The organism is Streptomyces sp. NPDC018964 (assembly GCF_044390325.1).
Classification (GTDB): domain Bacteria; phylum Actinomycetota; class Actinomycetes; order Streptomycetales; family Streptomycetaceae; genus Streptomyces.
The window spans coordinates 222890-245405 of sequence record NZ_JBIRYZ010000012.1 but is presented as its reverse complement, the minus strand read 5'-3'; the positions used below and the strand labels follow the sequence as shown (position 1 = coordinate 245405).

Here is a 22516-nt window from a genome sequence, read left to right as displayed (position 1 = left end):
CCACCCCCCAGGTCATGCCTTCGACAGGGGGACACAGTCATGCCGGGCCCGGAGGCCAGCGGCCCTCTTGCAGGACCGCGAAGAACATAACGGGGGGCCGTACCGGAGTGGCCCGCGGAGCGTTCAGTGGCCGTTCTGGGCCAGGCGGAGCAAGTGGTCGGCCAGGGCCTGCCCTCCCGCCGGTTCCCGGCTGATCAGCAGCAGCGTGTCGTCGCCGGCGATCGTGCCGAGGATGTCGTGCAGTTCCGCCTGGTCGATCGCCGAGGCCAGGAACTGCGCGGCACCGGGCGGGGTGCGCAGCACCACCAGGTTCGCGGAGGCCTCCGCGGAGATCAGCAGCTCCTGGGAGAGCCGCCGCATCCGCTCCTCCTTCGCGGATCCCCCCAGCGGTGCCCGGGGGGTGCGGAACCCCCCCTCGCTCGGCACCGCGTAGATCAGGTCGCCGTCGGTGTTGCGGATCTTCACCGCGTTCAGCTCGTCCAGGTCCCGCGACAGCGTCGCCTGGGTGACGCTCAGTCCGTCGTCCGCGAGCAGCTTCGCGAGCTGGCTCTGCGACCGCACCGGCTGCCGGTTGAGGATGTCCACGATCCGGCGGTGGCGTGCGGTGCGCGTCTGCGGCACGGCGGGCCCGGCCTGCTGGCCCTGGTCCTGCTCCTGGCTCATCGTCGTCTCATTCTCCGGATCGTCCTTCCCCGCCCGCCGTACCGGCCTGGTCCAGGATGCCGGGCAGTGCCCCGAGGAAGGCGTCCACCGCGTCGTCCCCGAGGTTCAGCGGCGGCATCAGCCGTACGACGTCGGGGGCGGGCGCGTTCACGAGGAATCCGGCGTCCTGAGCCGCCTGTTGCACCTGGGGCGCGAGCGGCTCGGTGAGCACGATACCCAGGAGGAGGCCCGCGCCCCGGACATGGTCGATCAAGGCGTGGCCGGATCCCTCGATCCCGTCGCGGAGTTTCTCGCCCTGCCGCTTGACGTTCTCCAGCAGCCCCTCGTCCTCGATGGTGTCGAGGACGGCGAGTCCGGCGGCGCAGGCGACCGGGTTGCCGCCGAAGGTCGTGCCGTGGTGGCCGGGCCGGAGCAGGTCGGCGGCGCGGCCGAAGGCGACGGTGGCGCCGAGCGGCAGGCCGCCGCCGAGCTGCTTGGCGAGGGTGACGACGTCCGGCAGGACACCCTCGTGGGCCTGGTACTCGAACCAGTGCCCGGTCCGGCCGATGCCGGTCTGCACCTCGTCGAGGACGAGCAGCGCGCCGGTGGCGGCGGTGATGGCGCGGGCCGCCTTCAGGTAGCCGGCGGGCGGGACGACGACGCCGAGTTCGCCCTGGATGGGTTCGATGATCACCAGGGCCGTCTCCTCGGTGACCGCGGCGGCCAGCGCCTGCGCGTCGCCGAAGGGCACGTGGGTGACGTCGGCGGGCAGCGGCTGGAACGGCTCCCGCTTGCCGGGCTGTCCGGTGAGCGCGAGGGCGCCCATCGTGCGGCCGTGGAAGGCGCCCTCGGTGGCGACGACGTGGGTCCGTCCGGTGAGTCGGCCGATCTTGAAGGCGGCCTCGTTGGCCTCGGCGCCGGAGTTGCAGAAGAAGACCCTGCCGTCCCGGCCGAAGAGCCGGAGCAGCCGTTCGGCGAGGGCGACGGTCGGCTCGGCCATGAAGAAGTTGGAGATGTGGCCGAGGGAGCCGATCTGCCGGCTGACGGCCTCGACGATCGCCGGGTGGGCGTGGCCGAGGGCGTTGGTCGCGATGCCGCCGACGAGGTCGAGGTACTCCGTGCCCTCGGCGTCCCAGACCTTCGGGCCCTCGCCGCGTACGAGGGGCAGGCGCGGTGTGCCGTAGTTGTTCATCAGCGCGCCCTGCCACCGTGCGGTGAGTTCTGCGTTGGTCACGACTCCCCCTGTTCGTCGGGCACGACCATCGTGCCGATGCCCTCGTCCGTGAAGATCTCCAGCAGGATCGAGTGCTGGACCCGGCCGTCGATGACGCGGGCGGTGGTGACGCCGTTGCGTACGGCGTGCAGGCAGCCCTCCATCTTCGGCACCATGCCGGAGGACAGCTCCGGCAGGAGTTTCTCGAGCTGGGAGGCGGTGAGGCGGCTGATCACCTCGTCGCTGTCCGGCCAGTCCTCGTAGAGTCCTTCGACGTCCGTGAGGACCATGAGGGTCTCGGCGCCCAGTGCAGCAGCGAGTGCCGCAGCCGCCGTATCAGCATTGACGTTGTAGACATGGTGGTCGTCCTGGCTGCGGGCGATCGAGGAGACGACCGGGATGCGGCCGTCGGCGAGCAGGGCCTCGATCGCGCCGGTGTCGATGTCGGTGATCTCGCCGACCCGTCCGATGTCGACGAGTTCGCCGTCGATCTCGGGCCGGTGCTTGGTGGCGGTGAGGGTGTGCGCGTCCTCGCCGGTGAGGCCGACGGCGAGCGGGCCGTGCCGGTTGAGCAGCCCGACCAGTTCGCGCTGCACCTGTCCGGCGAGCACCATGCGGACGACGTCCATGGCGTCCTCGGTGGTGACGCGCAGGCCGGCCTTGAACTCGCTGACGATGCCGTGCCGGTCGAGCGCGCGGCTGATCTGGGGGCCGCCGCCGTGCACGACGACGGGCTTGAGGCCGGCGTGGCGCAGGAAGACGACGTCCTGGGCGAAGGCGGCCTTGAGGTCCTCGTCGACCATGGCGTTGCCGCCGAACTTGATGACGACGGTCTTGCCGTGGTGGCGGGTGAGCCAGGGCAGCGCCTCGATGAGGATCTGGGCCTTGGGCAGCGCGGTGTGCTTCCGCGTGGGTCCGTTGGTCATGACGAGTACGCGCTGTTCTCGTGGACGTAGTCGGCGGTGAGGTCGTTGGTCCAGATGGTGGCGGTGGCGTCGCCGGCGGCGAGGTCGGCGACGATGTGGACCTCGCGGTAGCGCATGTCGACCTGGTCGCGGTCCTCGCCGACTCCGCCGTTCTTGCACACCCAGACGCCGTTGATGGCGACGTTGAGTTCGTCGGGTTCGAAGGCGGCCTTCGTGGTGCCGATGGCGGAGAGGACGCGGCCCCAGTTGGGGTCCTCGCCGTGGATGGCGCACTTGAGGAGGTTGTTGCGGGCGATGGAGCGGCCCACCTCGACGGCGTCGTCCTCGGTCGCGGCGTTGATCACCTCGACCTTGATGTCCTTGCTGGCGCCTTCCGCGTCGCGGATGAGCTGCTGGCCGAGGTCGTCGCAGACCTGCCGTACCGCCTCCGCGAACTCCTCGTACTCCGGGGTGACCGCGGAGGCCCCGGAGGCGAGCAGCAGCACGGTGTCGTTGGTGGACATGCAGCCGTCGGAGTCGACGCGGTCGAAGGTGACCTTGGTGGCGGCGCGGAGCGCCTTGTCCAGGGTGGCGCTGTCGAGGTCGGCGTCGGTGGTGAGGACGACGAGCATGGTGGCGAGGCCGGGGGCGAGCATGCCGGCGCCCTTGGCCATGCCGCCGACGGTCCAGCCGTCCTTGGTGATCACGGAGGTCTTGTGGACGGTGTCGGTGGTCTTGATGGCGATGGCGGCCTTCTCGCCGCCGTGCTCGGAGAGCCGGGCGGCGGCGGTCTCGACGCCGGGGAGCAGTTTGTCCATGGGGAGCAGGACGCCGATGAGTCCCGTCGAGCAGACGGCGATCTCGCCCGCGCCGGTGCCGAGCACCTCGGCGGCCTTCTCGGCGGTGGCGTGGGTGTCCTGGAAGCCCTTCGGTCCCGTACAGGCGTTGGCGCCGCCGGAGTTGAGGACGACGGCGGTGAGCTGCCCGCTCTTCAGCACCTGCTCGGACCAGAGGACGGGTGCCGCCTTGACGCGGTTGGAGGTGAAGACGCCGGCGGCGGCGCGGCGGGGGCCGTTGTTGACCACGAGGGCCAGGTCGGGGTTGCCGTTCTCCTTGATCCCGGCGGCGATGCCCGCCGCCGTGAATCCCTTCGCTGCCGTCACACTCACGGCGCAACTCCGATCGTCGTCAGCCCGGTGGCCTCGTCGAGGCCCAGGGCGAGGTTCATGCTCTGGACGGCACCGCCCGCGGTGCCCTTGGTCAGGTTGTCGATGGCGCTGATCGCGATGATCCTGCCCGCGGCGGCGTCGTACGCGACCTGGAGCTGAACGGCGTTGGAACCGTGGACGGACGCGGTCGCCGGCCACTGCCCCTCGGGGAGCAGGCGGACGAAGGGCTCGTCGGCGAAGGCCTTCTCGTAGGCGGCGCGCACGGACTCGGCGGTGACGCCGGGCTTCGCCTTCGCGGTGCAGGTGGCGAGGATGCCGCGGGGCATCGGCGCGAGGGTCGGTGTGAAGGAGACGGAGACCCGCTCGCCCGCCGCGGCGCTGAGGTTCTGGATCATCTCGGGGGTGTGCCGGTGGCCGCCGCCCACGCCGTACGGGGACATGGAGCCCATGACCTCGGAGCCCAGCAGGTGCGGCTTGAGCGCCTTGCCGGCGCCGGAGGTGCCGGAGGCGGCGACGATCACCGCCTCGGGTTCGGCGAGGCCGGCGGCGTACGCCGGGAAGAGGGCGAGGGAGACGGCGGTGGGGTAGCAACCGGGCACCGCGACGCGCTTGGACCCCTCCAGCGCGGCGCGGGCGCCCGGAAGTTCGGGCAGGCCGTAGGGCCAGGTGCCGGCGTGCGGGGAGCCGTAGAACGTCTCCCAGTCTGCGGCGTCCTTCAGCCGGAAGTCGGCGCCCATGTCGATCACGAGCACCTCGTCGCCGAGCTGTTCGGCGACGGCGGCGGACTGGCCGTGCGGCAGCGCGAGGAAGACGACGTCGTGCCCGGCGAGCGCCTCGGGCGTGGTCGGCTCCAGTACGCGGTCAGCCAGCGGCAGCAGGTGCGGCTGGAGCGCGCCCAGTCGCTGCCCGGCGTTGGAGTTGCCGGTCAGGGCACCGATCTCGACCCCGGGGTGCGCGAGGAGCAGACGCAGCAGCTCACCGCCCGCGTATCCGCTCGCTCCGGCCACCGCCGCACGTACCGCCATGGAAAACCCTCCTCCTGGATGGCATGACTATACGTTTCCATGCACGTTTATGCAATGCAGTCCTGAAACGATCCCGCGGCCGCCTGCGACCGAGATTTTTACTTGGCGGACGAGCGCAGTAGTTGGCGGATCTTGCTTCGGTAACGCTGCGTTGTTGAGACTTGGCGCTCTCGTTGGCCCTTGAGCGTTGCAGCTAGCCTGTGCCTGCCTGTGACTGAGCTCGGTAGGTGGCCCTTGAGCATTCCGGTTGGCCCCTGCGCATGATGGGTGGCCCCGTACGAGCCGCTGGATCACCGCCGAGAGGCTTCCGGTGGGCCGCCGGGCCAGCCATGATCAAGTTCCGGGGATTCGACAGTTGGGGTGTGACGTGGACTGGCGGACCGATCCGACGTTCGAGATGTGTCGGAAAGTGACGGACGGGGCGGACCTGGCCTCGTTCTCGGGGGGTCCGTTCGACGTGCGGGCGGCGGTGGCCAGCATCCTGTCCGAGCCTCGACAGGCCTTGGACTTGGATGCCGTCCCGTGGGGTAACTTCCCCCATGGGTACGACGTCCGGGAGGCGGTTTCCCTCCTGCGCGCTGGCGGCGAACCGGTCGTGGATGCGACGGGTGTGCTGTGGGGCCTGTGCGCCGACGACAGCCGGGCCGCCGCTGCCCTTGCCGTGCCGTTCCTCATTCCCCTCGCCATCAACGCCCGCCACCCACACCGCACTGCCGCCCTCGCAGTCCTCTCCGGCCCCGCCCGTGCCAGGCACCACGGCGTCGCCTCTCGCGAGGAATTCCTCCTCCACCGCAACGATCCCCGGCGCCACGCCCCCGATACCCACGACGACTACGGCTACGAGGTGACCGGCTATCCGGCCGGCTGGTCGGTGGCCGCCGCCCGAGCCGCGATCACCACCGCCACCACCGCGCTCCTGCCCCTTCTTGGAGACTCCGACCCCACCGTCCGCGTCGACGCCGCCTACGTCCTGGCGACCGCCGCCGACCCCGCCCACACCATCCGGACTGCCTTGGCCAACGGATTCGCCACCGAAGGCGACGCCATGGTCCGCGCCGCCCTGCTCCTGGCCGCCGCCGAGATCACCCGGGCCCACCCGTACCCGCCGACTGTCAGGTGGCTGCGCGAACGGTGGCACGACCGAGCGGAGGCCCCCGAAGTCCGTCTGTCGGCGGCGGTCGGCTGGCTCTGCCTCACCGACCAATCCGCACCGGAGGAACTCCGCCAAGCCGTCGACACCCTCGCCGACAACGCGCGCACACGCCATGGAGGCCCTGCCGTGGATGAGCGCCGCCTCGGGTGCTAACGAACCAGGACTCCTGCGCTGCAGACGCTGCATGCTCCACCCAGAAGAACCTGACCCGGAAGAGGTCCTCTGGGACTCCTTGTTCTGAGCAACCGGTCGGCCAACTACCGTGCTCGGCCCGACTACCCGACTCGGGCGCCCACCGCCCCGGCTCTTGAGGTTCCTGAGCTGGGCGTTAGCCTCAGCGGATGATTCCTGAGCCGCCACCGAAGGTCATCACGCGTCTCCGCGACGGGCGGATCCACGCCTACGTTGTGGGCTCCGGCGTCTACGGGACGCTGGAGCCCACAGCGGTTTTCCAACCGCGGGATGACGAGGAGGTCGTAGCGTCGGTGGTCCGGCAGGATTTGGAGCGGGTCGTGTACACGACGCTGAACGAGGTCGTCTGCCTTACGCGCGCCGGCGACCTCATGTGGGCCTCGGACTTCGAACCGCGCTCTGACGTACGCCATGGCCACTGGCCTGGCTGTGTGCTGTCGCGGGACGGTCGGACGGTGTGGGTCTACCGGCCGGACGCGATGGCGGGCCGCGGGGGCGGGGACCAGTGGGTCGTGCACGATGCCGACAACGGTGTGGTGCTCGCCCGCTGCGAGCTGGAGACGGTCGGGCACGGCGCCTCCCACCATGTGCATCCCGTGGACGGCAGCATCTACCTCAATATCGGTGAGGGCCAGGACGGCTCTGTCATTCTCCGGGGCACGGTCGGGGTGGACAGCGAGCCGGAGTTCGTGACGTACCCGTGGCAGGACCGCTGCCTGATCGACCTGGCTCCGTCCGGGCGTCAGTTCATGACCGTGGACCACGGGCAGGCGGACGTCGCCTTCCACGACCACCCCAACGGGGACGTGCTCTTCACCCTCCCCGTCGAAGCCTTCGGGTACGACCCGGAGGAGTCCTTCGTGGAATGGAGCGGCGGCTACCTGACCGAGGACACGGCCATCGTCACCCTCGGCGGTGAGAACCAGGACAAGGAGGAGTGGTTCCGTCACCACCTGGTCGACGTACGCACGGGCACCCTCAGCGGCGAGTTCACCGTTGAGGCGAGCAACCCGTACGAGCTGGTGCCCCTGGGCGACGGTTCCTGGCTCACCGGCGGCCCCGGCGGCGCCCCTGTCCGTTGGTCCAGCGCTCAGCAGCCGTCGGCACCGCCGCACCCGGCCGTACCGACCTCTCCATGCGGGGGGCAGCAACCGTGACGGCGGACCCCCGAGTGCCGGTGATTCCTCAGGCGCCTGAGGGCTTGAGCCGGCGAGCTCGCTACTTCGTCGAGGGACACGGGCTGCGTGTTCCACACCGCGACCTCAAGCCCTTCCGGGAGGCATGGCTCAAGCAAGGGATTCCGGATGCCGAGATCGACCGTGCTGTCGCCTTCCAAGAGCGCTGGGGCGGTCTCGCCCTGCCCCCGGCCCCTGAATACGAGGGCGGCCCGCGCGTTCTGGAAGCCGATGCCCCCGAGGGCTCGACCGCGAACGGATGGCGGTTCCCGGCCGGCGACTGTCGCGTCTCCATGGCCCACGGGTTCATGACCGGACCAGGAGGTGAGTTCGGGATCGACGCTGACCACTGGACGCCGCTGCACGCCAGCACAGAGGGATGGGTGGAAGCCCTGGCACTGGCCAGCCACGCGGGCTACTGGGCCAAGACCATCACGAAGATCAAAGGCAGCGCCGTCGAGGACCTGAACCTCGACGGATTCGAGCCGGTACCCGAAGTCCAGGGACTCGCTGACACCTGGTGGCGGGGCAAGGACTCGCTTATCGCCATCTACCGCGGCGAAGCCTCAGGCTTCAGCGCCCCCCACTGCTTGAGGGCGCATATCTACGGCGGGCTCGATGCATGGGGCCTGGCCGGCAACTGATCCCCGAACGCCGAGCCCTCGGTCCCGCCGCTGAGCGTTCGGGTTGCCACAGGGGCCAAATTGCAGCGCTAAGTCACAGTTGTGATCAGTTCCGAAGATCGGGCCCTGTCGCCATGCTGGTGGTGATGCTCTGGGTGAGTGAGCGAGGTAGCCAGGCCAAGGATCCGCTCGGACTCGAGTCGCCTCGATGAGCTTGTCGCGGGGTACAGCGGGGATGCCGCATTTCGGGATCAACTCGATCTCGCGGATGGCTGGATCTGTCGGTGGAGTTCGACGTGGCGGGTGGGTGCCGATGAAGTCTGCTGGCCGGTCGGCGACGTGGCTCATGTTCCGGTGCTGTCGTCGCGGCCGATGCGGGGGTTCACATGGCGGGCGAAGCAGCGGCATCGTCCCGGCCTGGAGGTGATGGCGTCCACGGGCAGGGGGCACGGCTTCGAGTCGCTGGAGGAGATGCGGCTGCTGGTCGCGCTGGACTTCCTGGGGGCCTCGGAGGTGCTGTCGCAGCCCTTCCGGCTGGACTTCGCGCACAAGAGCGGATCGTCCTGGCACATCCCGGACTACTTGGCCGTGATCGGCGGCGGGATCTGGCTGATGGACGTACGCCCGATGGGACTGTTCAAGGACGAGGCCGCGCTGAAGTTCGCGGCGGCCAGGGAGATGGCGGCGGCTTGCGGCTGGCAATACTCGGTGATCGCGGGCTGGCGCCCGCACGTCTGGAGCGTCCTTGACCACTTGTCATCGCGTCGTCGGCCGGTGAGGGATCTGCTGGGCATGCGGGACCAGCTGCTCACGATCATCGGTGGCCAGGAGGGGCGCGCGATGACGACATGTTGCTTCTCCAGCGCGCCGCGTCGGCAAGCCACCAACGCGGCCAGCGCCTCGAAGCTGTGCGCGTCACCGCCGCCGTTCTGCTCGCCGCCGCCGGTGTCCTGATCACGCTGTCCGGCCACGGCCGGACAGTCGTCTCGATCGTCGGGTTCTTCTGGTCCGTCGTCTCCGCGTTCCTACTCAAGGGCCTCGCCGGGAGCACCACCCGCCAGGGCGCCCTGCCCCAAGAAATGTTCGACGTCGCCCTGTTCCACTTGCCGTGGCGCGCCACCGTTGCAGGCGACCCCATCCCCGAACCCGACGTCCGCCGTCTCGCGCGCAAGCTCCCCCGAGGCGGCCCGAAGGACAAGCGCATCACTGACGGTTGGTACGACCCCACCCACAACGTCCACCACCCCTACGACGTGTTCATTGCTCAGGAACAGAACCTCGCCTGGGACGCTCGCCTTCGCCGTCGCTATAGCTACGTCATCGCTTCCGTTGCGTTGCTGTGGGCCGCCATCGGGTTCCTCGCCGGCTTGGTGGTCGCGGACGCCACTCTGGGCGACACTCTCCTCAGCTTCTTCGTCCCATCCCTGGCGGTCTACCAGATCGCTTACGAAATCTGGTCCGGCCAACGCAAAGTGGCTGACGAACGCGACCGACTCACCAAGGTCGTCAACACCGAGCTACACAGCGGACGCCCAGGCCCCGTCCCTGACGACGAATGGTGCCGCCTTCGAAGCGTTGCACGGGACGTGCAGGACGGCGTACTTCGCACCCGCCTGGACACCACCCGAGTACCCGAGTGGTTCTACAAGCGTTTCCGCGACGACGACGAACGCGACTTCGGCGACACCGCAGAAGGCCACCGCGTCCGCCTCGCGCAAAACACACCCCCACCCGCGTAGTTCGTTGGGCGGGATACTCCCAGCCCGCCCACCCGACCCACCGCGACTAAGAGCGGCGCACTCACTCACGCACAGTGAACGCCGAAATCTCAAGGTCCGCCAACTAGGCCTCTCAAGATCCGCCAAACAGAATTCTCTACGCGCTCCTGACCTCTGCATCTCAGAACACGATCCGCCAAGTAAAGATCTCGGTCACACCGCCGGCGGCGGGGATCAGGCCAGGGCCAACAGGGCGGCGGCGATCACGAGGGGGGTGAGGAGCAGGGCGGCGAGGTGTCCGAGCAGGGAGCGGGCCATGCCGAGCACGGCGAACAGCGCCGCCCCGCCCAGCAGCCAGCAGCCGAAGATCCGCAGCGCCAGGTCCTGCGCGGCGGTCTCCTCCTCGCGGGTGGCGGGGTTCCCGATCCCGCCGATCGCCAGCCACAGGAGCACGCCGCCCACCAGGACGTCGCCCGCCACGACGAAGGGTGCGACGGACCTGTCGGCCCGCCGCACCCCCTTCCAGACCCTCACGACGCTCATGGGTACGGGAGCCTAGCCCGCCGGTCTCCCGGCGGGCCGGCGGGTCACCGCCGCTCGATCCGCAGGAACGTCACCGAGTGCGCCGGGAAGGTGTACGTGAACGCGCTGTCGACGCCCCGGAAGGTGGAGGTCACCGGGGTGACCGGGGTGTCCGTCTCGGTGTTCACCGCGTCGGCGTCGGCGGCCAGGGTGGTCACGCGGGCCTTGGAGGAGACCCTCGCGCCGCCGAGGTCGATCGCGGTGCGGGCCTCGGACGGCTGGGCGTTGACGACCTTGACGATCAGGTCGCCGGTGCGGGCGTCCTCGGTGACCACCTGGCGGAACGGCTCGGCCGGCTTGTCGTCGGTGAAGCCGCCCCACTCCTGGCCGTCGAGGTAGAGGGTCACCTGGCGGCCCCGCACCTTGACGTCGATGTCGTAGGCGCGGCCCGTCTCGATCGAGCCGGCCTTGGAGATCAGCGTCGACTTGCCGCCGTCCGAGGCCTGCTCGACGGCGGTCTGGGTGTTGTTCCAGCCGCCGAGGTTCCACCAGTAGTAGTTGCCGGTGTCCTTGACGCCGAAGGCGACGAGGAAGCCCTCCTTGCCGGCCTTCTTGGTGGCCTTCACATGGAGGTCGTAGTCGTGCCAGGCCGGGTCCCCGGCCGTGACCAGGGTGTTCTCGGCGGCCTCGTCGGTCTGCACGTACCGCCCGTCCTGGACGCTCCAGCTTCCGCCGCCTTGGTGCGTCCACTTCGAGGCGTCACCGGAGAAGTCGTCGCTCAGCAGCGTCGTGCCGTCGGCGGCGGTCACCCTCACGTCGTCGTACGCCGCGCTCGTCGCCCACGTCGACAGGCCGACGGCTCCGGTGAGGGGGCCGCTGACGTCCGGGGTGGTGCTCGCCTCCGACGGGACCACGCGGTCGCCGACGTTGGTCATGAACAGTTTCTGGACCTCGTAGTTGGCCGAGCCCCAGGAGGCGTGGTTGTTGAACCAGATCATGTCCGGGGACCACTGGACGTAGTCCTCGTTGGCGAGCAGCGGCGCGTACGAGGCCAGTTCGACGATGTCGGCGTTGCGCTCCAGGCCGGTCATGAAGGCGGCTTCGGCGAGGCCGTTCTTCCAGGCGTTGCCCTGGGAGGCGTACTCGCCGAGGAAGACCTTGGGGCCGTTCCTGTCGTAGGAGTTGTAGCGGTCGTTGTTCTGGAGGAACCACTGCGGGCTGTTGTAGTAGTGCTCGTCGACCATGTCGACCTTGCCCTCGCGGTTGAGCTGCCAGGCGGTGTCGAAGGTGGTGCCGGAGTCGTCGGGGCCGGAGTTGGAGATCACCGTGATGTCCGGGTGCTCTGCCTCGATGGCGGCCCGGAATTTCTGGAAGCGGGCGAAGAACTCGCGCGGCAGGTTCTCCTCGTTGCCGATGGCGATGTGGGTGAGGCCGAAGGGTTTGCGGTGCCCCATCTCGGCGCGCACCTTGCCCCAGGTGGAGTCGGCCGGGCCGTTGGCGAACTCGATCAGGTCGAGGGTGTCCTGGATGTGCCGCTTCAGCAGCGCCTCGTCGTCGGTGGCCTTGTTCTGGCCGCAGCCGGTGACCAGGGCGGGGACGACGGGCAGCGGCATGGCGCCGATGTCCTCGGCGAAGCGGAAGTACTCGTAGTAGCCGAGGCCGTAACTCTGGTTGTAGCCCCAGAAGTTGGCGTTGGTGGCGCGTTCCTCGACCGGGCCGACGGTGTCCTTCCACTGGTAGGAGCGCTTGCGCTGCCAGCCGGAGGCCTCGCTGTAGTCCTCCATGGAGCCGGTGTTGACCAGGCAGCCGCCGGGGAAGCGGACGAAGCCGGGCTTCAGCGCGGCGATCTTCTCGGCGAGGTCCTCGCGCAGGCCGTTGGGCTGGTTCTTGTACGTCTCGCGCGGGAACAGCGACACCATGTCGAGGGCCGCCGCGTCCGTGGTGGCGACGGCGAGCCGGCCGCGGTTGCTGGTGCGGGACGCCTTGAAGGTGGTCTCGTACTTGGCCCAGCCGCCCTCGACGGCCACCTTGCGGGCCTTCGCGAGCTCGCCGGCGGCGTCCTTCAGCGTGACGGTGAGGGTGGTGGCGGTCTCGGCGCGGGCCCACACGGAGAAGTCGTACCGCTCGCCCTCCTCGACCCGGATGCCGGTGTTGTAGCCGGAGTTCGTGACCGACGAACCGGCGGCCAGGGAGAGGTAGTTGCGGTTGCGCTCGTTGAGCCTGCCGGAGTCGTTCACCACCTCGGCCGTGCCGCCCACCGACCAGGAGGTCAGGGGGGTGTAGGAGCCGTTGTCGGCGGTGGAGTACTCGAAGGACCGGTTCTGCACGAGTTCGGCGTACAGACCGCCGTCGGCGGCCCGGTTGATGTCCTCGAAGAAGACGCCGTACATCGTGTCGTCGATCTCCGCGCCCTCGGCGTCCGGGTCGACGGTGATCGTGTAGTCGGCGGCGTCCTCGGCGTGCGCGGGGGCGGGGACGAGGGCGGCGGCCGTCAGGAGCGCGGTGGCGGTGAGACCGAGTCTGAGGCGGGTGCGGTGGCGTGCTGTGCGTGACATGGACACTCGGCGGCTCTCTCTGGGAGTGGATGACTCTGGGAGCTGTTCGGTATATCGGTCATTGGTCAGCACTTCGAACGGCAAGATAGGGAGGAGGCAGGAGCACGTCAATGGGGCGTGCGACGACGGACACCACGCGGGAACGAGGCGGGATGGGCGAGTTCTGGCCAGTGCCCGACACGCTGGGCTATCTGAGCGGCCGCTGGCGGGCGGAACGGACCGTGCGGGATCTGGCGGGCGGCGAGGAGGGGCGCTTCGAGGGGACGGTCGTCTTCGGCCCGCTGGAGGGCGGCGGCCTGCTGCAGCGCGAGTCCGGCGACTTCACCTGGCGGGGCGTCACCCGGCCCGCCGAGCGGACCCTGCGCTTCCTGCCCGGACCGGGCGGCACGGCGGACGTACGGTTCGCGGACGGGCGCCCCTTCCACGACCTGGACCTCACCGCGGGACGGTACGTCGCCGACCACCCCTGTTCGGCCGACCTCTACCGGGGCGAGTTCACCGTCCGGGACGCGGACCACTGGCGGACGGTGTGGCGGGTGCGCGGTCCCGCCAAGGACCTGGAGCTCACCACCGGCTACGCGCGCGTGGGCTGAGCGGACGCCCCTTCGAGCCGAAGGCTCCAGCGGCCCGCCCGGCCGGTGACGCCGATCGTCGACAGCGAGCGGACGTCGATGTTCCAGTAGGTGGCGGGCGGAGCTTTGAGCACGTACACCAGGGCCGCGCGGATCACCGACGGCTCGGCCACCGCGACGATCCGGCAGCCGTCCTCGACCGGCCGGGTGTCGAGCCAGCCGCCGACCCGGCCGATGAAGTCGAGCAGTGACTCACCCCCGTACGGGGTGGACCGCGGGTCGGCGAGCCAGGCGTCCACGGCCCCCGGCTCCCGGGCCATCGCCTCCCCCAGGGTCAGCCCCCGCCAGCGGCCCATGTCGCAGTCGCGCAGGGCGAGTTGCACCAGCGGCGCGTATCCGAGGCCCTCCCCGGTGGCACGGCTGCGCGGGGCCGGGGAGCAGTAGCGCAGATCGGCCGCGGCGAGCGGCAGCAGTTCGTGCGCGACCCGTTGCACCTCGCTCCAGCCGGCCCGGTCCAGCGGCCGGTCGTCCTCGAAACGTTCGGCGAGGACCGAGGAGCTCCCCGCGGCGGCGACGAACGTGACCCGAAGTGCCATGCGGGGATCGTGGGACTCCGCGGTGCGCGGGTCAAGAGGTGCCACCGAGCCGTCACTCACGGTGCGTCCGGCTTTACCGACCGGTAAGGACGGGGCGGACAAGCGCCCCGAAACGCTCCGTCATCCTTCGACGAGCACCATCCACTGGTCGGGTCGTTCCAGTGGCCGGAAACCGAGCCTGGCGTAGACCCCGTGCGCGTCGTGCGTGGCCAGCATGATCCGCTTCACCCCGCAGGGCCGCAGCTCCTCCCGCACGGCCGCCACCAGGGCCGTACCGATGCCCTTGCCGCGCACCGACGGGTCCACGTACACGTCGCACAGCCAGGCGAAGGTCGCCCGGTCGGTGACGACCCGGGCGTACGCCACCTGCTCCCCCGTGAGGGTGTCGTGGACGCCGAAGTTGAGCGAGCCCTCGATCGCCCGGTCCTGCTTCTCACGGGAGCGGCCCAGGGCCCAGTAGGCGTCGGTGGACAGCCACCGGTGCACGCGTTCGGCGTCGATGCGGGCGGGGTCGGTGGTGATCTCGTAGCCCTCGGGCAGGCGCGGGGTGTCGGTCATGGCCGGATGCTCGCAGGTCGGGCGGGGCGGCGTCGACCTCTTATCCCAGCGCCTCGTCGCAGGCGGCGCGCAGCCGCCGTACGCCCTCGGTGATCTCCCCGGTGCCGGCCACCGCCGCGAAGCTCAGGCGGAGGTGGCCGGCCGGGGGTTCGGCGCTGAAGTAGGGGCGGCCGGGGGTGACGGCGACGCCCGCGCGCAGGGCGGCGGCGGTCAGGGCCGGCTCGGACGCGCCGTCGGGCAGCCGCAGCCACAGGTGGTAGCCGCCGGACGGGATGTGCGGCAGGGCGAGTTCGGGCAGGTGGAGGCGGAGCGCGGCGGTCATCGCGTCCCGGCGGGCGCGCAACGCCACCGAGATCGCGCGCAGATGGCGCGGCCAGGCGGCCGAGCCGACGAGCTCCAGGGTGGCCTCCTGGAGGGGCCGGGGCACGAAGAAGGTGTCGACGACCTGGATGGCCCGCAGCCGTTCCAGGACCGGGCCGTGCGCGGCCAGGGCGCTCACCCGGAAGCTGGGCGAGGTCGCCTTGGTCAGCGAGGAGACGTGCACCACCACCCCGTCGGGGTCGTCGGCGGCCAGCGGGCGCGGCAGCGGGCCCGCGTCCTCGTGCACCAGCAGCCGTACGAAGTCGTCCTCGACCACGAAGGCGCCCGCCTCGCGGGCGATGCGCAGCACCTCACCGCGCCGCTCGGGGGCGAGCACGGCGCCGGTGGGGTTCTGGAACAGCGGCTGGCAGACGAGGACGCGGGCGCCGGTCGCGCGGAACACGTCCGCGAGCAGTGCGGGCCGTACGCCGTCCGCGTCCACCGGGACGGGCACCGGGCGCAGTCCGGCGGCGCGGGCGATGGCGAGCATGCCGGGGTAGGTGGGCGACTCGACGAGGACGGGGGCGCCCGGCGGCGCGAGTGCGCGCAGGGCGGTGGTCAGCGCGGACTGTCCGCCCGCGGTGATCAGCACGCCCGCCGCCGTCACCGGTCCGCCGATGCTGCGCGCGAACCACTCGCGCAGCTCGGGCAGCCCCTCCATGGGCGGCCGCCCCCAGGCGCCCGGCCGGCGTCCGGCGCGGGACAGCGCCGCCGCCATGGCCCGCTCGGGCTGGAGGGAGGGGTGCAGGTAGCCGCCGTTGAACTCGATCACGCCGGGCGGCGGCGCGGCCAGCGAGACCAGCACCCCGGAGGCGTCCACCGAGCGCGGTACGAGGTCGGCGGCGCCGTCGGCGCTGAGGGCGACCTCCTGCCAGGAGGTGTCCCCGGCGGGTCCGGCCGTGGTCCGGGGCCGCGCGCGGAAGGCGCCGGCGCCGGGCCGGGTCACCACCAGGCCCTCGGCGGCGAGCCGCGCCAACGCCCGGGAAACGGTCACCGGACTCACCCGGAACCGCTCCACCAGGGCCCGACTGGAAGGGAGCTTTCCACCGGGAGAGTAGCGGTCCAGCTCCCTCCGCAGTTGTTCCGTCAGTTCACCGACACTGCTACGCTCATGCATGAGAGCACAGAGTAGCGCTACCGTTGATCTGCCGATAGCGGTCACCGCCCCCCGCGACCGCCGCGGCTTCGGCACCCTCCAGGCCGCCCTCGGCGTGATCGCCTTCTCCCTCACCTTCCCGGCCACCGCCTGGGGTCTCGAAGGCTTCGGGCCCTGGTCGTTGGTGGCCGTGCGCAGTGTGCTCGCGGCGTTCATCGCCGGCGGCTGTCTGCTCGCCCTGCGCGTCGCGCCGCCGGCCCGGCGGCACTGGCCCGGCCTCGCGGTGGTCGGCGCGGGAGTGGTGCTCGGTTTCCCGATGCTGACCACCCTGGCGCTGCAGACCTCGACCACCGCGCACGCGGCGGTCGTGGTGGGCCTGCTCCCTCTGACCACGGCGCTGCTGTCCGCCCTGCGCGTCGGCTCCCGGCCCTCGCGCGTCTTCTGGGTGGCGGCCCTCGCCGGGGCCGCCGCCGTCGTGGCCTTCACGGTGCAGCAGAGCGGCGGCGCGCTGACCACGGCCGACCTGTACCTCTTCGGGGCGCTCCTGGTGTGCGCGGCCGGCTACACCGAGGGCGGCAGGCTGGCCCGGGTGATGCCGGGCTGGCAGGTGATCGGCTGGGCGCTGATGCTGTGCCTGCCGCTCACCGTGCCCGCCGCCGCGGTCGCGCTGGCCGTCGAGCCGGTGGAGCTGACCGCCCACAGCGTGACCGGCCTGCTGTGGGTGGCGGCGGGCTCGCAGTTCCTCGGGCTGATCGTCTGGTACCGGGGCATGGCGGCCATCGGCATCCCCAAGGCCAGCCAGTTGCAGCTGGCCCAGCCTCTGCTCACACTGGTGTGGTCGGTGCTGCTGCTGAACGAGCAGCTGACGGTGGCCGCCCCGCTGACGGCCGCGGCTGTGCTCGTGTGCATCGCCGTCACCCAGCGGGCACGCGGTTGAGAGGAGGCCCCGATGCGCGCAACCGAGGGCGACCAGCTTGTCCAGCACGGCAGGGTGGTCGGCCAGCACGACAAGGTCGGAGAGATCGTCGAAGTGATGGGCCGGGAAGGGAACCCGCCCTACCGCGTCCGTTTCCAGGACGGGCACGAGGGCGTGTGCTCGCCGGGCCCCGACACCGAGATCCGACACAAGGCCCCGCAGCACTAGATCAGCGCGGGGGTTTCGCCGGCTGCCGGTAGTGGTCGGCGACCACCCGCGCCATCGCCCCGACGGGGTCGGCCGTCACCTCACGGGCGGCGAAGAAGACGTGCCCGCGCGCCTCCGGGTGCCCGGCGGCCAGCGTGAGGTGGCGGGACAGCTCGGCCGGGTCCCGCCAGGCCGCGGGCTGGGCCGGGTCACCCGCCTTGTAGAGGGCCTCCCCCACGTACAACCGGGTCCCGGAGTCCCGGACGACCTCGGCCCACCAGGAGAGCAGCTTCGCGTAGTCGGTGGCGGCGAAGCCGATGTTCCAGTAGAGCTGGGGGCAGATGTAGTCGATCCAGTTCTCCCGGGCCCACCGGCGGGTGTCGGCGTGCAGGTCGTCGTACGTCTGCACGCCCGCGCGGGTGTCGGAGCCCCGCTCGTCCACGTCGGCGTTGCGCCACACGCCGAAGGGGCTGATGCCGAAGCGGGTGCCGGGCCGGATCTCCCTGATCCCGGCGGCCGTCTCGCGCACCAGCCGGTCGACGTTGTCCCGCCGCCAGGCCGCCCGGTCCGGGAAGCCGCCGCCGTGGGTGTCGTAGGCGAGGTCGTCGTCGAAGGTCTGCCCGGCCACCGGGTACGGGTAGAAGTAGTCGTCGAAGTGGACCGCGTCGACGGGGTAGCGGCGCACCGCGTCGAGCATCGCCTCCCGTACGAAGGCGCGGACCTCGGGCAGCCCCGGGTTGTAGTAGAGCTTCCCGCCGTACGGGACGGTCCAGCCGGGGTTGCGGCGGGCGGGGTGGGAGGCGGTGAGCCGGCCGGGATCGGTGTGCAGGGCCACGCGGTACGGGTTGAACCAGGCGTGCAGCTCCAGACCGCGGGCGTGGGCCTCCGCGACGGCCGTGCCGAGCGGGTCCCAGCCGGGGTGCCCGCCCTGGGTCCCGGTGAGGTACCGCGACCACGGCTCGTACGGCGAGGGCCACAGCGCGTCGGCCGTGGGCCGCACCTGGAGGACCACGGTGTTGAGGCGGTTGCGGACGGCCGCGTCCAGGTGGCCGAGGAGTTCGGCGCGCTGCCGCGCGGCGCTCAGCCCCGGCCGGGAGGGCCAGTCCCGGTTGGTGACGGTGGCCACCCACATGCCCCGCATCTCGCCGGTCGCCGCGGCCGGCACCGCGCGTCGCCGCGGCGCGGCGGACGCCCGCGGCACCGCCGCCGCCGCGGCCAGCGTCGCCGTCGCGAACATCCTGCGTGACACCCGCCCCACAGCGCCCCCCTGAACACCGTCGGACCGCCCGGCCGGACACGGTCCCGCGCCCAGGATGCCCCACCCCCGCGACCGGTCGTCGATACTTCGGAGTAACGTGCACGGACGGAGCAGGACCCGGGACCCGGCGACCTGCCACGGCCATAAGCAGGAGCGAAAGGACCGATGTGACCGACATCGAACGCGTCGGAGTGGTGGGCTGCGGTCAGATGGGTGCGGGGATCGCCGAGGTGTGCGCCCGGGCCGGACTGGACGTCCGGGTCGCCGAGACCACCGGCGAGGCGCTGGAGATCGGCCGTACCCGGCTGTTCAACTCCCTGTCGAAGGCGGCCGAGCGCGGCAAGATCTCCGAGGAGGAGCTGGCGTCCACGCAGGCCCGGCTGAGCTTCACCACGGACCTCGGCGAGTTCGCCGACCGTGACCTGGTGATCGAGGCCGTGGTCGAGAACGAGCAGGTCAAGACCGAGATCTTCCAGGTCCTCGACCAGGTGGTGACCCGGCCGGACGCGATCCTGGCCTCCAACACCTCCTCCATCCCGCTGGTGAAGCTGGCGGTCGCCACCTCGCGGCCCGACCACGTCATCGGCATCCACTTCTTCAACCCGGCCCCGGTGCAGAAGCTGGTCGAGCTGATCCCGGCGCTGACCACCTCCGAGGGCACGCTGAGCCGGGCCCAGGTCTTCGCCGAGAAGGTGCTGGGCAAGCACGCGATCCGCGCCCAGGACCGCTCCGGCTTCGTGGTGAACGCGCTGCTGATCCCGTACCTGCTCTCCGCGATCCGGATGTTCGAGTCGGGCATCGCCAGCCGCGAGGACATCGACAACGGCATGGAGATGGGCTGCGCCCACCCGATGGGCCCGCTGAAGCTGTCCGACCTGATCGGCCTGGACACGGTGGCCTCGGTGGCGTACTCGATGTACGAGGAGTACAAGGAGCCGCTGTACGCCGCTCCCCCGCTGCTCCAGCGCATGGTCGACGCGGGCCGGCTGGGCCGGAAGTCGGGCTCGGGGTTCTACACCTACGGCTGACACGGCGGTCGTGGGCCCGGTCCGGGGGTTCCGGGTCGGGCCCACGGTCGTTTCCGTCGGCCGACGGCTACTCGTCGCTCAGGGCTTGTTCTTCACGACGCTTTGCTGTCGCACTCGTCCGATTTCTCGACCTCCTCGGTGAAGGAGACGATCAAACGCTTCATGGCGTCGGCGTCCCTGTGGTCGGAACCATAGGCTTGGATCCCGGTGTAGAGATCCTGCTTGTACTTCTCGTCGACGCAGTTTTCCGTCTTGCCGAACGCCTGCCAGCCGGAATACACGTACCGCCCGTCGTCCGCGGTCTCCTCCACCCGCTCGAGGGTCTGGCTGCGGAGGAAGTACGCCGTGTCATGGCCGCCCTGCCACCATTTCTGGACCGTTCTGACGGCGAGCTTCCCGTCCACGGACACATCGCACCAGATCCTGTCGGAGTCGACGTCGGGCTTGGCGGAGAGCTTCTTCCCCGGCGGGAGGAACGGGGCGAGTTCCTCGGCGTCGACGCGTATGCCGCAGAGGGTGTCCGGCACGGAGTAGTCCCTGGTCTCTTCGTCGGCGCCGCATCCCGTGACCGTGGGGGCCAGGACGGCGAGAACGACGGCGGCGAGTGCAGGACCGGAGCGTGGTCCGGGAACTGGTCGACGGCGGGTCATGGTGGTACCTCTCGGGGGCTGCTCGGTATCTGGGTGAGGCTCGGCGACCTTGGTCAGGAGGTCGTCCTGCTGCCCGGGGTTCGTCCGTCGACGATCGCCTGGGCGTTGTAGTAGCCCTGTTCGCCGCTCTCCCGGGCCCAGGTCTCGGCGTCGGCGGGGTCGACCATGCCGAACTCTTCTGCGGCCAGCCGGGCCGCCTGGCCCGAGCGGTGGCCGTTGTTGTCCAGGCCCTGCTGCCAGCGCTCGCCCCTCGCGTCCTCGGAGTCCTCCAGTTCCGTGCTCTTGAAGTCCTGGAACACGGCTTCGAGGACGGTGCCGGTGACGGTGGTGGTGGCGCCACCCGCGAGGGCTCCGACCCAGGGTGTGGCGACGAAGGAGGTTCCCACGCCGACCGCCGTACCGAGACCACCGGAGATGCTGCTCTTGACCAGGTCCATCGAGTCCTTGTAGGCCTCGTCCTTCTCCTTCCCGGCGGCCGCCAGTTCCTCCTGACGGCCCAGGGCGAGGATGCCGGAGACCTCCCCCGACCTCTCCGCGATCTGCCGCACGACACCTTCCGTGTCGTCGTCCACGACTTGCCCGGCCGGCAGATCGGGATTGAGGTGGTGCTCCATCAGCTGGCTCATGTACGCCTTCTGGCCGACCTCCACCGCCGCGTAGCCGTCCGGGTTCTGGCCCACGGTGAAGAGGAGCTTCGTCACGTCCCGCGGATCGAGTACGGCCTCTTCCCCGTACATCGGGTACATCTTCTGCGTCCGCTCCCACGACGTCGAGTCGGGGTCGTTCCGGTCCGCGCCGCTGATGGACCGGTTGATGTCCGGGAGGTACTCGGCGGTGATCTGACCCACGCTGTCGATCATGTGTCCGTGCTTGAGCAGGCGCTCCTCCGGGTCCTCGCCGATGGACGACACGAGGCGTTCCATGAGCTTGGCCTGCTCGGCGTTGTGGTGCGGCGTGTCCGGCGTCGGCTGCTCGCCGGCCGGGTGACCGGTGGTGGCGGCCTCGAGGGCCATCGCCAGGTTGTTCCGGCCTGCGATGCTCTCCTCGTGTTCGGAGTCGTAGTCGGCGGGCCAGTCGCGCTCCTCGAAGAGGTAGTCGAAGTTGGTCAGTTCCTTCTTGACCTCCTTGCCATCCTTCTTCTCGGTGAAGTCGTGGTCCTCGTCCTTGGTGAGGAAGGTGTCGTTGAAGAAGGACGTCGCGGCGTCCGGGTTGTTGGCGAGGGCCTTGAGGTAACCCGTCATCGGGTCCCAGCCGCTGTCCGTGCCCGTGCGGTTGAGCATCGGGTCGCCACCCATGCGCTGCCAGGCGCCGTGCTGCCCGTTGCCCGTCATCTTCTTCTCGGTGGCCATGAGCTTGTCGCCGTAGCTGTTCAGGAACCGGTCGTCGTAGTCGCCCCAGCGCATCAGGTTGCTCATCACCTGTCCGCCCAGGGGGAACCCGCCGCCGGGGCCCACGGGCTGGTCGACCAGGGCCACCATGTTGCCCTTCCAGGAGGTCATCGCGGCGCTGTCGCTCTGGGTGGCGGTGGCGAGGGTGAGGCTCAGGTGCTTCTGGAGGTCGTCGAACTGCTCCCCGCGGTCATGGCGCAGCTCCCACCCCCCGTTCTGGCCGGTGAGGCCGGCCCAGAAGTCCAGTGTCTTCCGCGGTCCGAGCGTGGTGGCGAAGCGTTCGGCGAACAGCGGGTCGGCGGAGTACTTCTTCAGCCCCGCGTTGAGCCGGTCGAATTCGGCGGTGGAGAGCTTGTCCGGGTCCTTCTTGACGAGTGCCGCCAGCTCGTCGGCCGTCTTGAGCGCTTCGGCGGCCTTGTCCCGGTCCTGGTAACTGGCTTCACCGAAACCGTAGTTGGTCTGGTCGGCCAGCGCCTTGAGGACTTTGCTGGCGGAGTTGTCGCTCTCGGTGGCCTTGCCGAGGATGCCCTGGATCTCGTCACGCAGGGCGTTGACGTCGCTCTGGGTGTGGGAGGGCGGGGTGTAGCCCTCCGCCGCGCGGTCCGGGTGGACGTTCATGGTGACGGTGAAACCGCCGTCACCGGTGTCCATCACGGTGAGGTTCTTCTTCAGGCCGCGGTCGATGGCGTCCTTCAGCTGGGTGCGGTAGCCCTTCAACTCCCCCGCGGTGTCCTTGAGGACGTCGTGGATGGACTTGGCCTGGGTGTGGGCGTCCCTGATCTCGCCGGCCGTCTTGCCGATGAACTCCTTGGTGACCCGTGAGTTCTCACCGGCCCAGTTCGCCTTGTTGGCCGCCTGGCGCAGGCCCTTCTCGGCGTCCTCGGCGAGGGTGTTCAGGTTGCGGGCGATGATCGACCAGTCCTCGACGGCGTCGTCGAGGAGCTTGAGGTTGGCGTGGCGCAGAGTGTCGAGATCCATGAGTGGTGCCCCCGTTG

General features: G+C 70.4%; 22 protein-coding genes. 9 read left to right on the top strand and 13 right to left on the bottom strand.

The genetic code is table 11. The annotated features are described in order from the left end of the window. Positions 1-123: 123 nt before the first annotated feature. From ACH5AO_RS22455 to argC, 5 genes are read right to left on the bottom strand one after another with little or no spacing between them, the layout of a single operon-like run. On the bottom strand, positions 124-663 hold the full coding sequence (locus ACH5AO_RS22455; RefSeq protein ID WP_398927280.1) for an arginine repressor: 540 nt from the start codon (positions 661-663) through the stop codon (positions 124-126). A 7-nt stretch (positions 664-670) separates the two neighbouring features. Further along, complete coding sequence (locus ACH5AO_RS22450) at positions 671-1876, bottom strand: acetylornithine transaminase (RefSeq protein ID WP_398927278.1); 1206 nt, start codon at positions 1874-1876, stop codon at positions 671-673. Next, on the bottom strand, positions 1873-2781 hold the full coding sequence (argB, locus tag ACH5AO_RS22445; protein WP_398927276.1) for an acetylglutamate kinase: 909 nt from the start codon (positions 2779-2781) through the stop codon (positions 1873-1875). Before argB ends, ACH5AO_RS22450 begins: the two co-directional genes overlap by 4 nt. Then, complete coding sequence (argJ, locus tag ACH5AO_RS22440) at positions 2778-3929, bottom strand: bifunctional glutamate N-acetyltransferase/amino-acid acetyltransferase ArgJ (protein ID WP_398927274.1); 1152 nt, start codon at positions 3927-3929, stop codon at positions 2778-2780. The genes argB and argJ overlap by 4 nt, the downstream gene beginning before the upstream one ends. Further along, positions 3926-4954, bottom strand: coding sequence for an N-acetyl-gamma-glutamyl-phosphate reductase (gene argC / locus ACH5AO_RS22435; RefSeq protein ID WP_398927272.1), 1029 nt, complete (start codon positions 4952-4954; stop codon positions 3926-3928). Before argC ends, argJ begins: the two co-directional genes overlap by 4 nt. 367 nt (positions 4955-5321) lie before the next feature. Here argC and ACH5AO_RS22430 point away from each other — a divergent pair, with 367 nt between their 5' ends. The 5 genes from ACH5AO_RS22430 to ACH5AO_RS22410 all read left to right on the top strand — a co-directional run bounded on the left by ACH5AO_RS22430 (position 5322) and on the right by ACH5AO_RS22410 (position 9836). Continuing rightward, positions 5322-6260: a hypothetical protein gene (locus ACH5AO_RS22430; protein ID WP_398927270.1), complete on the top strand. Its 939-nt coding sequence runs from the start codon at positions 5322-5324 to the stop codon at positions 6258-6260. A 188-nt stretch (positions 6261-6448) separates the two neighbouring features. Further along, complete coding sequence (locus tag ACH5AO_RS22425) at positions 6449-7456, top strand: hypothetical protein (RefSeq protein ID WP_398927268.1); 1008 nt, start codon at positions 6449-6451, stop codon at positions 7454-7456. Beyond that, a complete protein-coding gene (locus tag ACH5AO_RS22420) occupies positions 7435-8118 on the top strand; it encodes a hypothetical protein (RefSeq protein WP_398927266.1) in 684 nt (227 codons plus the stop codon). Before ACH5AO_RS22425 ends, ACH5AO_RS22420 begins: the two co-directional genes overlap by 22 nt. A gap of 282 nt (positions 8119-8400) precedes the next feature. Beyond that, positions 8401-9051 (top strand): hypothetical protein, encoded by a 651-nt coding sequence (locus tag ACH5AO_RS22415; protein ID WP_398927264.1) that lies wholly within the window; start codon positions 8401-8403, stop codon positions 9049-9051. Further along, positions 8946-9836, top strand: a complete 891-nt coding sequence (locus ACH5AO_RS22410) for an S-4TM family putative pore-forming effector (RefSeq protein WP_398927261.1) — start codon at positions 8946-8948, stop codon at positions 9834-9836. The genes ACH5AO_RS22415 and ACH5AO_RS22410 overlap by 106 nt, the downstream gene beginning before the upstream one ends. 213 nt (positions 9837-10049) lie before the next feature. Here ACH5AO_RS22410 and ACH5AO_RS22405 read toward each other — a convergent pair whose 3' ends face one another. Together ACH5AO_RS22405 and ACH5AO_RS22400 are read right to left on the bottom strand one after the other, a co-directional pair. After that, entirely contained in the window at positions 10050-10358 is a 309-nt protein-coding gene (locus tag ACH5AO_RS22405) for a hypothetical protein (protein ID WP_398927259.1), read from the bottom strand. Between the two features lie 44 nt (positions 10359-10402). Beyond that, positions 10403-12892, bottom strand: coding sequence for an alpha-L-arabinofuranosidase C-terminal domain-containing protein (locus ACH5AO_RS22400; RefSeq protein WP_398927257.1), 2490 nt, complete (start codon positions 12890-12892; stop codon positions 10403-10405). A gap of 152 nt (positions 12893-13044) precedes the next feature. On the opposite strand from ACH5AO_RS22400, the gene ACH5AO_RS22395 reads away from it, so the two are divergent. Continuing rightward, positions 13045-13485, top strand: a complete 441-nt coding sequence (locus tag ACH5AO_RS22395) for a DUF6314 family protein (protein WP_398927317.1) — start codon at positions 13045-13047, stop codon at positions 13483-13485. Here ACH5AO_RS22395 and ACH5AO_RS22390 read toward each other — a convergent pair. From ACH5AO_RS22390 to ACH5AO_RS22380, 3 genes are all read right to left on the bottom strand, one after another. Further along, positions 13467-14060, bottom strand: coding sequence for a histidine phosphatase family protein (locus ACH5AO_RS22390; RefSeq protein ID WP_398927255.1), 594 nt, complete (start codon positions 14058-14060; stop codon positions 13467-13469). The genes ACH5AO_RS22395 and ACH5AO_RS22390 overlap by 19 nt on opposite strands. Before the next feature lie 120 nt (positions 14061-14180). Beyond that, on the bottom strand, positions 14181-14618 hold the full coding sequence (locus tag ACH5AO_RS22385; protein WP_398927253.1) for a GNAT family N-acetyltransferase: 438 nt from the start codon (positions 14616-14618) through the stop codon (positions 14181-14183). Between the two features lie 40 nt (positions 14619-14658). Continuing rightward, positions 14659-16095 carry a PLP-dependent aminotransferase family protein gene (locus ACH5AO_RS22380; RefSeq protein ID WP_398927251.1) on the bottom strand — a complete coding sequence of 479 codons (1437 nt, stop codon included), beginning with the start codon at positions 16093-16095 and terminating at the stop codon, positions 14659-14661. Here ACH5AO_RS22380 and ACH5AO_RS22375 point away from each other — a divergent pair. Together ACH5AO_RS22375 and ACH5AO_RS22370 are read left to right on the top strand one after the other, a co-directional pair. Then, complete coding sequence (locus ACH5AO_RS22375) at positions 16094-17011, top strand: DMT family transporter (RefSeq protein ID WP_398927249.1); 918 nt, start codon at positions 16094-16096, stop codon at positions 17009-17011. The two genes, ACH5AO_RS22380 and ACH5AO_RS22375, sit on opposite strands and share 2 nt — an antisense overlap. Positions 17012-17023: 12 nt before the next feature. Then, the gene (locus ACH5AO_RS22370; protein WP_398927247.1) at positions 17024-17218 is read left to right on the top strand and encodes a DUF1918 domain-containing protein; all 195 of its coding nucleotides are present in this window, start codon (positions 17024-17026) and stop codon (positions 17216-17218) included. Position 17219: 1 nt separating this feature from the next. Here the strand turns inward: ACH5AO_RS22370 and ACH5AO_RS22365 are convergent, their stop codons facing one another. Then, entirely contained in the window at positions 17220-18434 is a 1215-nt protein-coding gene (locus ACH5AO_RS22365) for a glycoside hydrolase family 10 protein (protein WP_398927245.1), read from the bottom strand. Positions 18435-18622: 188 nt separating this feature from the next. Between ACH5AO_RS22365 and ACH5AO_RS22360 the strand changes: the two genes are divergently transcribed. Then, the gene (locus ACH5AO_RS22360; RefSeq protein WP_398927243.1) at positions 18623-19483 is read left to right on the top strand and encodes a 3-hydroxybutyryl-CoA dehydrogenase; all 861 of its coding nucleotides are present in this window, start codon (positions 18623-18625) and stop codon (positions 19481-19483) included. Between the two features lie 92 nt (positions 19484-19575). Here the strand turns inward: ACH5AO_RS22360 and ACH5AO_RS22355 are convergent, their stop codons facing one another. Both ACH5AO_RS22355 and ACH5AO_RS22350 read right to left on the bottom strand, forming a co-directional pair. Next, entirely contained in the window at positions 19576-20010 is a 435-nt protein-coding gene (locus ACH5AO_RS22355; RefSeq protein ID WP_398927241.1) for a hypothetical protein, read from the bottom strand. A gap of 176 nt (positions 20011-20186) precedes the next feature. Beyond that, on the bottom strand, positions 20187-22499 hold the full coding sequence (locus tag ACH5AO_RS22350) for a DUF6571 family protein (RefSeq protein WP_398927239.1): 2313 nt from the start codon (positions 22497-22499) through the stop codon (positions 20187-20189). Between the last annotated feature and the right edge of the window lie 17 nt (positions 22500-22516).